Below are 13,586 nucleotides of genomic sequence, written 5' to 3' on the forward strand. Positions count from 1 at the left end.
GAATTGAGGAATCTAAATTAAGACTCTTATTTATGGTTTGGAATGACATAAATCATTTATTCAAATTTTTATAATAGCATTAAGACAATAACCTTACCAATAGTAAAATGCAACAATTAAATGACAAAATGACCGATTTTACGTATTAAATGATGACTTTTAGTCAGTTTGTAAGATTTTAGTTAAGGTACGACTTATAAGAGGAAAGAGATTCTGCATTAGAATTTGAATCAATAAAAAAGAACTATGGGAATATTTAAAAATATATTTGGAGCTTCGACAAGCTCAGCGACTAATAAAAAAGAAGAGAAAGTTTTGCCTTGGCAAGCACTAACAGATGTTTCGCAATTGAGCGAAATTGAAAAACGTTCTAAAAGCAAAACACAAGTGATATTTAAACACTCGACAACTTGTGGAATTAGTAGAATGGTAATGAAGCAGTTTGTAAGTATGTATGATTTGGAAGCAAATTTAGACTTATATTATTTAGACTTGTTGAGTTATCGTGAGGTGTCTAATGAGGTTGGTTATAAATTTCAAGTGATTCATCAATCTCCACAACTGCTAATTATTAAAAATGGAACAGCAGTTGCTCATGCTTCTCATGGTGGGATTAATGAGTTAGATTTGAGTAGGTTTTAATAAGTTTTGACTAGTCTGTACTCTTGACTTTATCAAAAAAATAGTCGAACTTCGTCTAACTGCGGATATCGACAATTGAAACAGTCGATATCCAAGGGCATTACCTGTAATTATGAAAAAAATCTCTCTTAAGATATTATCTCTGATTCTAATATTTACTGCGCTATCATGTAAAAAAGAACTTGAAACATTGATAGAAACTGATTACAAAGTAATTGAATTGGATTACGGATTTGACAACTATTTGCAAAACACTAGATATGAATCCGATGACATTATAATCAAGGAGAGAAATATTGTTATAATAGAAGTTGATAGAAATGGAAAAACAATAATTGAAGATAGTTTTGTTCCCGATAGTTTAATAATATCTGAAATCAAAAAATATATAGTTCCAGACCCTACTAATGAAAAAATGCCAATGACAACGGAAAAGAACTTTCATCACTCTGGTAAAGTCAATATGCACAAAAATATTATCATACTTGGTAAATATGACAAAGAATTGAATTATGAAAAGTATCGAGAAATCAGAAACAAATTGTATTTAGCTTACAATGAAGTACATAATGAATTCTCTGTTTCAAAATTTGACAAAAGCATGAGCGAATTGTTGAAATCAGGTAAGAAAGAGAACCTTGAAAAATGGAGAGAAGTAAGACAAATATTTGATATTCGTTATACAGAAGTGCTGGACGAAAAATAACTACAGGTAACACCGTGTATAATTCATTGCTAGACAGTGTCTACTTGCGAAAGTCCTCGCGGACTTTCTATCTGTGTTTTATTTGCTAACTTTAGTGCTTAAACACGCAACGAAATCATACACAATCACGTTAGACGAACCTAAAAAAAAACTCCCACATTTAGGCAAATTCAATGTCCATGTGGGAGTTTTCAATATGTTAATTAATTATCTAACCTCTTCTCATTCTATAAGAGTTAATAATATCTTTCAATTTTAACTTTAAATCTTCTCCTGTATCATACACCATTTGTGAATCACTAGGGAAGTGGAGGCTTCTATTTCTAATCAACTCATATTCTTCGTTGTTTAGAGCTCTTTGGTCTCCTCTAATAGTTGCGTAAAAATGTTCAAATATAAATTCACTATCAATGGTAAAAGCATCTAAAGTTTGATTTGTTTTTAAATCTGTATAAACTACATCTGCAATAACTTGTGTTGATTTAAATTGATTCACTTCAAAGTAACGTGCTCTAACATTAACAATTTTATCAATCTTAATTTTGTTACCAAGACTATCAACCATCACATTACCATTATTATCTGTTTGATATTCCCAACCGTCAATAATATTTTTTTGTTTCAATTCTTGCTTTGAGTTCACTTGCTCTGGCGAAATATTAATTTGCTTAAGTTGTAATTGCATTGCGAAATCATAGTTTACTTCGGAAACTTGCTGTGCATGATAAACCGTCCAAAATTGATCCAATCCGTAAGTATCAAAGTTTAATAAATCGGCTTCTAATTGCTGCGGAATGATTTGTCTAGTTTGATTTTCAATAGACACCATCACATAATCTGTTCCTTTATTGTGAGCTTCAGTTATTAAACTTCTAGTCTCTTCAAAATTCGGATTAATACGTTCGATATAACTAAAGATGTCATAGGCTTCTCTAGCATTATACTTATCTTCAGAATCTAAAAGTGTAATCCCTTGATCAATTAAATAATCAGATGTCTTATATCTATAGTCGACGATTTCCGAAGTATAATCATTAAACTCTAAATTAAGGTTTACGCCATTTATTTGTAGAGGCATCACACGTTTGATTGCGTTTTGTCTTGCGTCTAAATCTAAATAGATTTCGTAAATCATTTTGTATTGCTCAGGATTACCATCTTTTTTTAAGTGAGCTACATCTTGTAAATCTTCCTCTAAAACTTTGTAGTAAGCATCCTCAAGCATAACAATATAATCTTGCTTACGCTTTTTGTCTTTATTGTTTTCGAGTTTTTGTAAGGCGTCATTGATAGCTTGGTCATAATTTCCATGACTAATTGCTTTTTCAATTTGTTTTCTTCCACTACATGATACTAGTAATGAAATAAGTACTGATAAGAGTAGTAATTTTTTCATCTTTTTTGGTTTTATTGGTTTCTATTTTAATAGAAATTCAATTATGATGCCAAACTAAAATAGAATAGCCTTTAAATTTTGAATTTAAAGGCTATTTGTTTGATTTTTAAATAGTTATTATTTCTTCTTCTTAGGATTAAAAACAGGTAATAACTGCGTTTTTACAGATCCAAATCCAATACGAGTACCATCGTTTTCACAATATCCTCTCATAATTACTGTATCATTATCATTTATGAATTTACGTTCTGTGCCATCTTTCATTTTAATTGGTTTTGTGCCTTTCCATGATAACTCTAACATGGATCCATAAGAATCTGGTGTTGGTCCAGAAATGGTTCCACTTCCCATCATGTCCCCAGAGTTTACTGGACAACCATTTACGGTGTGATGTGCCAATTGCTGAGACATGTTCCAGTACATATATTTAAAGTTTGATTTTGCAACCGTTGTTTCTTTAGCACCTTTTGGCTGTATACCAACTTCTAAATTAATATCAAAACTCTTTTTACCTTTAGTTTGAAGATACTCTAATGGTTTTGGGTTTTGTTTTGGACTTTCTACTCTAAAAGGTTCTAGAGCGTCAAGTGTAACAATCCAAGGTGACATTGACGACGCAAAGTTTTTACCTAAGAATGGTCCTAATGGCACATATTCCCATTTTTGGATATCGCGAGCAGACCAATCATTAAATAATACCAATCCAAAGATGTATTCTTCAGCTTCAGCAATAGGAATTGGTTCTCCCAAATCATTTGCATCTGTTGTAATAAAAGCCATTTCCAATTCAAAATCTACTAATTTTGATGGACCAAAAACTGGAGTTTTTGCACCTTCTGGCATCGTTTGTCCTTGCGGACGATGAACAGGAATACCAGATGGAATGATAGACGAACTACGACCATGATAGCCTACAGGCATATGAACCCAATTTGGTAATAATGCGTTGTCTGGATCTCTAAACATCGTACCTACATTGGTAGCGTGCTCTTTACTTGCATAAAAATCTGTGTAATCACCAACTTGAATTGGTAATTGCATTTCAATTTCATCCAAACGGAATAATACAGTTTCTTTTTGTGGATTGTTATTTTTAAGAGTATCGTTTTCAGCATCAAAAATTTCAGCAATACGATTACGTACTAAACGCCAAGTTTTTCTACCATCTGCAATAAAATCATTCAAGGTATCTTGAAGAAAAATATCATCGGTTAATGGGATGCCTTCAAAATAACCTAATTGATGCAAAGCACCTAAATCTATGGCTGTATCACCAATTCGAGTACCTATAGTAATGATATCATCACGAGTTAAGAATACTCCAAACGGAATGTTTTGAATTGGGAAATCAGAATTTTTTCCAACGTGTAGCCACGATGAGCGATCAGGATTATTTGCAGATAAAGGCATATTAAAAAGTATTATGTTGATTTTATTTTCTATTCAAACCTACATAATTTTTTTAGTTTAAAACTATAAAAGCATAAAAAATAGCGATAAATTAACTGTTGATAACATGCTCATAAAAGTTTGTTATAATCATGCTTTTTTGAATCCTTTTAAGACAATGATTTCTTATTTTTGATAAAATTTAATTAAAAACTTAGATATGCAACGCGATACACAGATTTTTGAGCTTATAGATGCTGAAAAAAACAGACAAATAAATGGTTTAGAGCTTATTGCTTCAGAAAACTTTGTAAGTGACCAAGTTATGGAAGCTGCAGGTTCTGTACTAACAAATAAATATGCAGAGGGTTATCCTGGTAAACGTTATTATGGTGGCTGTGAAATCGTTGATGAAGTCGAGCAACTCGCTATTGATAGAGCAAAAACTTTATTTGGTGCTGTCTATGCTAATGTGCAACCTCACTCTGGAAGTCAAGCCAATACAGCAGTTTTTGCTGCATGCTTAAATCCTGGTGATAAAATATTAGGTTTTGATTTGTCTCATGGCGGACATTTAACACATGGATCTCCTGTGAATTTTTCTGGTAAATTGTACAATCCTGTATTTTATGGAGTAGATGAAGAAACAGGTCGTATAAATTACGATAAAATGGAAGCTATTGCAAAAGCCGAAAAGCCTAAATTAATCATCGCTGGAGCTTCTGCTTATTCTAGAGATATGGATTTTAAACGTTTTAGAGCTATTGCAGATAGTGTTGGTGCAATTTTAATGGCAGACATTTCACATCCTGCAGGTTTAATTGCAAAAGGTATTTTGAATGATCCAATTCCGCATTGTCACGTTGTAACGACAACAACACATAAAACATTACGTGGACCTAGAGGTGGTTTAATTTTAATGGGTGAAGATTTTGATAACCCATTTGGTTTAAAGTTGAAAAACGGAAACCTTAAAAAGATGTCTTCGTTATTTAATTCGGCAGTATTTCCTGGAAATCAAGGTGGACCATTAGAACATATTATCGCAGCTAAAGCTATTGCTTTTGGAGAGGCTTTGACAGATGAGTTTATGCATTATATGTTACAAGTGAAAGCCAACGCAGCAGCAATGGCAAAAGCATTTGTAGATAGAGGTTACCACATAATTTCTGGTGGTACAGACAATCACATGATGCTTATCGATTTAAGAAATAAAGATATCACAGGTAAAGCAGCAGAAGAGGCTTTAGGGAAGTCAGATATTACAGTAAATAAAAACATGGTACCATTTGATGATAAGAGTCCGTTTGTGACTTCAGGAATTAGAGTAGGTACAGCAGCAATCACAACCAGAGGTTTAAAAGAAAACGATATGGAAACGATTGTTAACTTTATAGATCAAACGATTATTAATCATGAAGATGACGCTAAATTAGAAGCGATTGCAACTCAAGTTAATGATATGATGAGTGGAAAGCCTTTGTTTGCTTAATAAGATAAAACTTATAGTATAAAAAAGACCTTTCTAATAGAAAGGTCTTTTTTGTGTTTATTACGTTTTTATATCTTCGGAAAAGATAAACCATAATACCGTAGATGTTAAAGTTCCATTTTGATTATTGAGCTTTATTTTTTCCTATAAAAATCAAAATAGTCATCCAAATGATTGGTGTCAAAAATTTTATGCTCTCCAATAATTATATAAGAATTATTTTCAGATACTAATAATCCAGTTAGTTCGTTGGTCTTTAAAATAGCATCTAGATATAAGGTGTCAGATTTAGTTTCTACGATGTAAGATTCTATGATATCATCGTTTCTTCCCAGAATATTAACTTCATTATTGTTGTGATCTTGTAGTTTCTTTATTGATAAACTGTTTTTGTCAAAATCTTTAGAATAACCTTTAGCTATTTCACTGTAAATATTTATGAGGACTTTATTGTCATTAATTCTGGTTGCTAATACAGATGAATGATTTACGCCTAATCCACAAATCATTCCTGATACATAAATGTTTAAGTCAAAACCATTAATTCTATAATTAAGCTCTTTTATCTTTCTGAGCAAGTTATATTTTTCTAAATCACTTTTGAGTTTAATTGGTAGCTCTTCTACTTCTTTTTCTACAAATTTAAGATACGTAAATTTTTGCTTTAAAATTGACGTTTTGAGGTTTATAAGTAGTTTGTTTATGGTATCTAAATTTTTGGTATTAAATACTCTATTTTCAAATCTTAGACATAATTTATTTAAGATTTTGGCTTCTTTGTTTTTATTTTTATGGTTTAAATCTGAAGGTATTTCTAATGATCTTATATCAAATTGTTCAAGTTGATAATTTATTCTTGCTTGTTTAAAATGTAAATCTTCTTTTATGTATTCATTTAAAGCTAATTCATAATCGTTTGTGTTTTTACATGATGATAAAACAAGAAGGATGAGAATTAATTTTTTCATATTGAGTTGCTAATGTATTAGTAAAACGTTTGTATGTAAAGCAAAGTATTTTTTAAGATGATTTTAGAAAAATAAATCATTAGAATATGATAGAATTGACAGTTTTGTTAAGATAAAAAACAAGAAAGAAAGTGCGTATCGTCATTCTGAACTTGTTTCAGAATCTCATGCTTATATGAAAGCGAGATTCCTCAATACTTCGGAATGACAAATAGTTTATTTTTTTCTTCGGAAAAATTTAATCAATCCTCAGTAAAAATAGTACTCTTATAAGCACCTATATCTGCTGGAGACGTTCTCGGTTCTCCCAAAATATCTGGTGAAATAATAAAATCATCACTAGCTTCACCATTTGCTGCAGAATCTGCACCAATCCTCAACATATTCTCAAAAGGCAATTCAAAATCTGGATCGCTATTAAAGATACATTCCTCATATAAATCACCATTGCTAGTCAAATAATTAGCATCATTAGAAAAGTTACCACTAGAATCTTGAAAACGAATCAAGCAATTCGTAAACTTGAAATCAAAAAGATTAGCAGAAATATTATCAAAACCAATTTCTGGATTGTCATTACCAAAAATGATGCAGTTGTTGAATCTAGCGAATAAATCATTTCCAACAGGCATGTTATTTTCGTCTGTAACATAGTTATTTAAAAATAGCGCTGGAAACTGTCTAAAACTATTATTCCAATAATTAGCTAATGTACAATGTGTAAAATTATATCTTCCGCCAAGAGTACCAGCAAAAGAGGATTGTCCGCTAGCATTAATGACCACATTTTCTGCGGAAATAGAACTTGCACGACCCAATATTCCGAAGTTACTGGAATTGTATATCTGTGAGTTGGTTATCGTTAATTTATCGTCTGTAGCATTTTGATTGCCTTCGCTTAAAATACCAACCGTTGAGTTTTTAATAGTTGCGTAATTAATATCATTATCAATACTACCATTATACAACCAAATGGTTCCCCATTGTCCAGGAATATCTGTGTAAAGCGGTTCTAAACGGTCACCTTCAAAAATAACTTCATTTTCTAAGAGTTCTTGATCTGCGCTTAATGCTCCATTAACTTTTAGGGAGGCATTGTTAGTGACTAATAGACCAGAATTAGCATGAAAATGTACTCGTGCTCCAGCTTCTATCGTTAACACATCTCCTTCATCTACTGCTGCATATCCATAAATGACATAAGGTTTTTCATTGGTAAATGTAAGTTCACTATCTTCTAGAAAACGACCTTGAAGTGTGGTTTCATCATCATTTCCGTCGCCATCAGCATCAAAAGTTAGGGTTTCAACAATGCCTGTTGTGTTGTCTCTATCTGGATAAATAAATACAGCATCTTTTATAAGAGTTACCAATTCTACTTTTTGAGAATTAGTACCACTATCAAATTCAATAGCATCTGTATATAAAAATTCTAAACTGTTTAGTGCGAGTGTTTGAATATCTGCTGTAGTTTCTACAAAAATGAATAAACTATCATTCGCTAAAAGTTCAACATTTTGAAATTCTTTACCAGGAAGTCCGTCAACATTTAATCTGTAATTTGAACTTTCACCTTGACTTAAACGTACTGTGGGAATTGAAATATCATCATCACTACGATTATAAACTTTTAGGTTATAAGTGCTTGATCCAATATTTGAAAAAATGGTGTCTAAATATATGGTGTCTTTAGAAAATCCAAGATTTCCTGTACTTGGTGCAAAATCAAAATCTTTTCGGCATGAGCTCCAAAACATTAAAATGCATATTGTAAATAAAAAGTATATAATCTTTTTCATAAAAATTAATCTAAACTTAGTGCGCATGAGTAAAATACCAAATGTGCTTTTGGCACACTTAGGCACCACAAATATAACTTTTGGAGTTCACTTTTATTATGGTTGACTGTAAAAAAAAATAAATCTAATTTTTAGTATGTTCTTCTAATATTTTTTTGAAGGCATCGCTATGTAGTAAAAGTGCTTCTACCAAATCAAACTCATTTTCTTTTTTTAGAATGGTTACATTTAATTGTTGTGCGCTACAATAGTCGAAAAATAATTGCTGATACGGTTTTGGTATTTCTAATTGTGAAGTCAAATATTTCTGATTAAAATACGTGTTGGTTTCAAAAAGTGTGATTAAATCCTCTGGAGTTACATAGACCACATCTGGTGCTTTGTTTTTATTTTTAAAAAGGTTGCCTATTAATTTTGCAACAGCAATAAGGTCTAAAGTAGGTTGGAGGTTTTTTCCGCTACCAAAGGTTCGTTTTTTATATGCAATTTGTCCTTGTTTCGCAGTATTATTACTTAATCCAATAGAATCAAATAGTTTTTCTTGAACTTTTGTGACTTCAACTTCATCTAACTCGTTGATGATTTTTTTGAGTTCTATGACCAATTCTTCATCAAAATGAGATTCATTAATACTTACAAATTGTTGATCGTGAAAATATGAGTTAATGACTAAAACATCATTGACTTTTGCTTCAATTTGAAAAGCACCTTCGTCATCAGTATAGGTTAAAATATTCTGTGTTCTATTTATGATTTTAGCGCCTTTTACAGCAGCTTCATAATCGTAAATGACACCTTTTATAATCTGTGCATTAGACAGTAACGGTAAGAGTAGAAAAACGAGGAGTTTTAAAGATTTCAATGGTTTGGTTGTTGGTTATGATTTTAAATCTAAGACATTTCCATAGAAAAAAATATGCATTAAGAATATTTAACAACATTCTTAGCGTTTATTTAACTGAATAAGTGAGTAAGTTCATCTGGAATTCTCACAGGACGATTAGTCTTGTGTGACATAAAACACCAAATTGTTTCTGAAGTAGAGAGTAATTTATTGGTGCTTTTATTGTAGATGTTTACCGTTCTTGTTGATCTTACAGCTCCAGATTTTACTGCATAAGTTTTTAATAGTAACGCATCGCCTAGAAGAGCTTCTGCTTTGTATTGAATGTGGTGACTAAGCAATACCCAATAATAGGTGTTCCTTATGTCTTCCGTAGTTTTTGAATTCCAATGTGCTTCCGCGATATCTTGAACCCAACGTACATATTCTATATTATTGACATGGTTTAAATGATCTAAATGGTCTTTAGTAACGGTAAGTTCTTGCTTGTAGGTTTGCATTTTTTTAAATTTCTGAAATTAAAATTTAAAAGTATGTATTATTCTTTTCTTCGGAAAGCATTAGTCATGTTATATAGCAATTTTCCAATTTGAGTGCGTTCTAGTTCTCCGTTATTGATTTTTTCGAGTTTTATAGATTCTTAATTCCTTGTTTTTACTGGCTTTTTGCATTTTTTATAGTTAGGTATATAAGACGGACTGCCAATAATTATATAAGGAGTAGGTAGACAAATATCTTTTTCTATTTTAGTTTTTAAATCTTCCAGATTTACTAATTCATTTGGAACAATTCCTCTTATTGGTTTCCTATTTAAGTGTTCTGAAACAACCTCTATTTTTGCTGTTGAAGTGATAATCTTATTTGTTTTCAAATAAATTTGACGCTTACCAAAATCATTAATTGTGATTTCTGCAGTTTCGTAACCCGAAGTTTTAACAATAAGAATAAACCCTAATTCTACTTTTATTGTAAAATTTCCACCAATATCTGAAGTTGTAGAATTTGCACTGTTTTTGATGAAAATTTCAACATTTGGTATTGGGAATTTTTCAGAACTAAAGACAGTTCCATTAATAGGTTTTGTGTTCAAAATAGAAGTTTCAATTTTCTCATTAACCATTTGTTGTTGTAGAGAATCTACTTTTACAATTCTAGGTTCTTCTTGCGCTTCAATATCTTGAGTGCCAAAACTCAAAAATGCAAATAGGGTAGAAGCGACATAACTTAAATAATTGTTTTTTTCTTTTCGAGTTAAAACGAGTTCTCTATTGAGTTGAGTAGATTTAAATCGACCACAAACTTTACCTTCATCTAAAAAGGTTTTGACGATCTGTTCATCTGTTTTTGTGGTGAAATCAAAAACTGTTTTTTCACAAGATGTGCAATGACGACCTTTTTGTTGAAGTGTCATTTTGCTCCAATCTTCGTGACATGGTTCTGGGATATTGATGTTTAGGCTGGTTCTCATGATTATTCTTTTCTACGGAAAATATTAGTCATGTTATATAGCAATTTTCCAATTTGAGTGCGTTCTAGTTCTCCGTTTTTGATTTTTTCTTGTTTCTCAGTACGTCGCGCTTGCTTTTTTAATTGTTTACATTTTCTTTTGTAGATATAATCAGAACTGTATGTTGCTGTACCTGCAACTATGTAAGCATCTCGTTCGCAAGGGTTTTCGGATAACTCAATATTGTAGATACTTTCGTTATCGATAATTGACTCGACATTTAACATTCCATAAAACTTATATTTTAATGAGTCTCCTGTTTTCGCTTTTAAAGAAAAATTACCATCAAAGTCTGAATATGTTTCAACTTTAGTCCTCAAATTAACAATCGTGACTCCTGGTAATGGTAATCCGTCACTTTTGGCAATGATATTCCCTTTTATTAATTTTTCATTTATGTTTTTAGTTTCAGTTTGTACTTGTTTATTTGAAATAACAATACTATTTGTTTTCAAATAAATTTGACGCTTACCAAAATCATTAATTGTGATTTCTGCAGTTTCATAACTCGAAGCTTTAATAATAAGGACACTTCCTAATTCTACTTTTATTGTGAAATTTCCACTACTATCTGAAGTTGTAGAATTTGCACTATTATTGATAAAAATTTCAACATTTGGTATTGGGAATTTTTCAGAATTAAAGACAGTTCCACTAATAGGTTTTGTATTCAAAATAGAAGTCCCAATTTTCCCATTAACCATTTGATACTGTAAAGAATCTACTTTTACAATTCTAGGTTTTCCTTGCGCTTCAACATCTTGAGTGCCAAAACTCAAAAAGGCAAATAAGGTAGAAGCAACGTAACTTAGATAATTATTTTTCTCTTTTCGAGTTAAAACGAGTTCTCTATTGAGTTGAGTTGATTTAAATCGTCCACAAACTTTACCTTCATCTAAAAAGGTTTTGACGATCTGTTCATCTGTTTTTGTGGTGAAATCAAAGACTGTTTTCTCACAAGATGTACAATGACGACCTTTTTGTTGAAGTGTCATTTTGCTCCAGTCTTCATGACATGGTTCTGGGATGTTGATGTTTAGGCTGGTTCTCATGATTAATTTTTTCTATTAAACATATGTCGCATACTATATAAAAACGCACCAGAAGTAGATCTATCTAAATTTCCATTTACAATTGGCAATGGATTTTCTTTTTTAGTATTAGTAGTAATCACTGGATATCCAGCAATACCTCCTAAAATAGAATGAACAGTTTCAGTTTTTGTTGCTGTTATTACGCAAACAGGAATCACACTTGTAACTTTTTCATTAGTTTGGGATTTTAAATAAATTTGACGTGTACCAAAATCTCTTATCGTAATTTCTGCTGTTTCATAACCAGCAGCTTTAATTAGTAAAATAGTCTCTAATGTTCCTTTTATTGCGAAGCTTCCATCCTCTGTAGAAATTGTGGAAATACCATTACCTTTTATTGTAATTATAGCATTTGGTATCGGGAATTTATCAGAATTATAGATGGTTCCATGTATAGCTTTTATGTTTAAAATTGATGTGGCAGGTTTCCCATTTACGTTTGGTTGTTTTAAGGAGTCCACGTTTACAATTCTAGGTTTTCCTTGTGCTTCAACATCTTGAGTGCCAAAACTCAAAAAAGCAAATAGGGTAGAAGCAACGTAACTTAAATAGTTGTTTTTTTCTTTTCGAGTTAAAACGAGTTCTCTATTGAGTTGTGTAGATTTAAATCGACCACAAACTTTGCCTTCATCTAAGTAGGTTCTAACGATTTGTTCATCTGTTTTTGTGGTGAAATCATAAACTGTTTTTTCACAAGATGCGCAATGACGACCTTTTTCTTGAACTGTCATTTTGCTCCAGTCTTCGTGACAAGGTTCTGGAATGTTGATGTTTAACGTAGCTCTCATAATTTTTATTTTCTTCGGAATATGGATGTCATGTTATAAAGTAATTGTCCAGTTGTAGAACGTTCTTTACTATCTAAATTCTCGCTTTCATTTTTATTATGTGTCTTTTCAATTTTAGGATCATGAATCATGATTTCTCCCATAATTGAAATATCTGAAGATTCAAATAAGATGTTATACATGTTTGAATGGGATACTTTAACTTCCTTTCTATTATAACCTAAATATGAGAATACTAATGTGTCACCCTTTTTTGCTGCTAGTTTATAATTACCATCAAAATCGGTTTGCACTCCAGTTTTAGTTCCTTTGATAACAACATTAACGCCTACAATTGGAAGTCCGTTGTAGCTATCTGTTACAGTACCGCTAATTATTTTATTTAAAACAGAAACAGCTATTTTTCCTTTTATAGTTGGATTATGAGAAGAATCTACAGCAATAACTTTTGGTTGCTCTTGTGCTTCAAGATCCATAGAGCCAAAGCTTAAAAAAGCAAAAAGGGTAGAAGCAGCATAAGAGATATAGTTGTTTTTCTCTTTTCGGCTTAATACGAGTTCACGATCTAATTGAGTTGATTTGAATCGACCACAAAGATTGCCTTGATTTTGATAAGTTTTGATAATTTGCTCATCTGTTTTAGAAGTGAAATCAAAAACAGTTTTTTCGCAAGATGCGCAATGACGACCTTTTTGCTGTGGTGTCATGATGTTCCAATCCTCATGACAGGGTGTTGGAATGTTTATATTTAGTGTCGTTCTCATGACTCAAAGAACCAAAAGAAAGAGACATTTTAAAAGTAAGAATGAGTAAACGGTACTTTTGAGTGAGTGAAATAAGAAATTACTGCTTTTTATTAAATCTTAGTTTTAACCAAACAATAGTGGATATTATAAAAATTAAAATAAAAGCATAAATGAACATCGGGATTTCTTGCCTTATGGGATACATAGGTGATATT

General features: G+C 31.4%; 13 protein-coding genes. 3 read left to right on the forward strand and 10 right to left on the reverse strand.

Going from position 1 to position 13,586, the window contains the following annotated elements:
- Nucleotides 1–246 precede the first annotated feature (246 nt).
- Both ytxJ and IM744_RS04015 read left to right on the forward strand, forming a co-directional pair.
- Complete coding sequence (ytxJ, locus tag IM744_RS04010) at nt 247–642, forward strand: bacillithiol system redox-active protein YtxJ (RefSeq protein WP_194506820.1); 396 nt, start codon at nt 247–249, stop codon at nt 640–642.
- A gap of 112 nt (nt 643–754) precedes the next feature.
- A complete protein-coding gene (locus IM744_RS04015) occupies nt 755–1,348 on the forward strand; it encodes a hypothetical protein (RefSeq protein WP_194506821.1) in 594 nt (197 codons plus the stop codon).
- 211 nt (nt 1,349–1,559) lie between these two features.
- On the opposite strand, the gene IM744_RS04020 is transcribed toward IM744_RS04015, so the two are convergent.
- Nucleotides 1,560–2,744, reverse strand: coding sequence for a hypothetical protein (locus IM744_RS04020; protein ID WP_206694463.1), 1,185 nt, complete (start codon nt 2,742–2,744; stop codon nt 1,560–1,562).
- Nucleotides 2,745–2,861: 117 nt separating this feature from the next.
- Nucleotides 2,862–4,154, reverse strand: a complete 1,293-nt coding sequence (gene fahA, locus IM744_RS04025; RefSeq protein WP_194506822.1) for a fumarylacetoacetase — start codon at nt 4,152–4,154, stop codon at nt 2,862–2,864.
- A gap of 199 nt (nt 4,155–4,353) precedes the next feature.
- Between fahA and glyA the strand changes: the two genes are divergently transcribed.
- Entirely contained in the window at nt 4,354–5,625 is a 1,272-nt protein-coding gene (gene glyA / locus IM744_RS04030; protein WP_194506823.1) for a serine hydroxymethyltransferase, read from the forward strand.
- Nucleotides 5,626–5,759: 134 nt separating this feature from the next.
- Here glyA and IM744_RS04035 read toward each other — a convergent pair whose 3' ends face one another.
- The 8 genes from IM744_RS04035 to IM744_RS04070 all read right to left on the reverse strand — a co-directional run bounded on the left by IM744_RS04035 (nt 5,760) and on the right by IM744_RS04070 (nt 13,389).
- The gene (locus IM744_RS04035) at nt 5,760–6,593 is read right to left on the reverse strand and encodes a hypothetical protein (protein ID WP_194506824.1); all 834 of its coding nucleotides are present in this window, start codon (nt 6,591–6,593) and stop codon (nt 5,760–5,762) included.
- Between the two features lie 242 nt (nt 6,594–6,835).
- Nucleotides 6,836–8,392, reverse strand: coding sequence for a hypothetical protein (locus IM744_RS04040; RefSeq protein ID WP_194506825.1), 1,557 nt, complete (start codon nt 8,390–8,392; stop codon nt 6,836–6,838).
- A gap of 124 nt (nt 8,393–8,516) precedes the next feature.
- Nucleotides 8,517–9,254 carry a hypothetical protein gene (locus IM744_RS04045; RefSeq protein ID WP_194506826.1) on the reverse strand — a complete coding sequence of 246 codons (738 nt, stop codon included), beginning with the start codon at nt 9,252–9,254 and terminating at the stop codon, nt 8,517–8,519.
- A 92-nt stretch (nt 9,255–9,346) separates the two neighbouring features.
- Nucleotides 9,347–9,736: an acyl-CoA thioesterase gene (locus IM744_RS04050; protein ID WP_194506827.1), complete on the reverse strand. Its 390-nt coding sequence runs from the start codon at nt 9,734–9,736 to the stop codon at nt 9,347–9,349.
- A gap of 140 nt (nt 9,737–9,876) precedes the next feature.
- On the reverse strand, nt 9,877–10,704 hold the full coding sequence (locus IM744_RS04055) for a carboxypeptidase-like regulatory domain-containing protein (protein ID WP_194506828.1): 828 nt from the start codon (nt 10,702–10,704) through the stop codon (nt 9,877–9,879).
- Nucleotides 10,705–10,706: 2 nt separating this feature from the next.
- Nucleotides 10,707–11,795, reverse strand: a complete 1,089-nt coding sequence (locus tag IM744_RS04060; RefSeq protein ID WP_194506829.1) for a carboxypeptidase-like regulatory domain-containing protein — start codon at nt 11,793–11,795, stop codon at nt 10,707–10,709.
- Between the two features lie 2 nt (nt 11,796–11,797).
- Nucleotides 11,798–12,625: a carboxypeptidase-like regulatory domain-containing protein gene (locus IM744_RS04065; RefSeq protein ID WP_194506830.1), complete on the reverse strand. Its 828-nt coding sequence runs from the start codon at nt 12,623–12,625 to the stop codon at nt 11,798–11,800.
- Nucleotides 12,626–12,630: 5 nt separating this feature from the next.
- Complete coding sequence (locus IM744_RS04070; protein WP_194506831.1) at nt 12,631–13,389, reverse strand: carboxypeptidase-like regulatory domain-containing protein; 759 nt, start codon at nt 13,387–13,389, stop codon at nt 12,631–12,633.
- Between the last annotated feature and the right edge of the window lie 197 nt (nt 13,390–13,586).

The sequence above is a fragment of the Psychroserpens luteus genome (genome assembly GCF_015319355.1).
In the GTDB taxonomy this organism is placed as follows: domain Bacteria; phylum Bacteroidota; class Bacteroidia; order Flavobacteriales; family Flavobacteriaceae; genus Psychroserpens; species Psychroserpens luteus.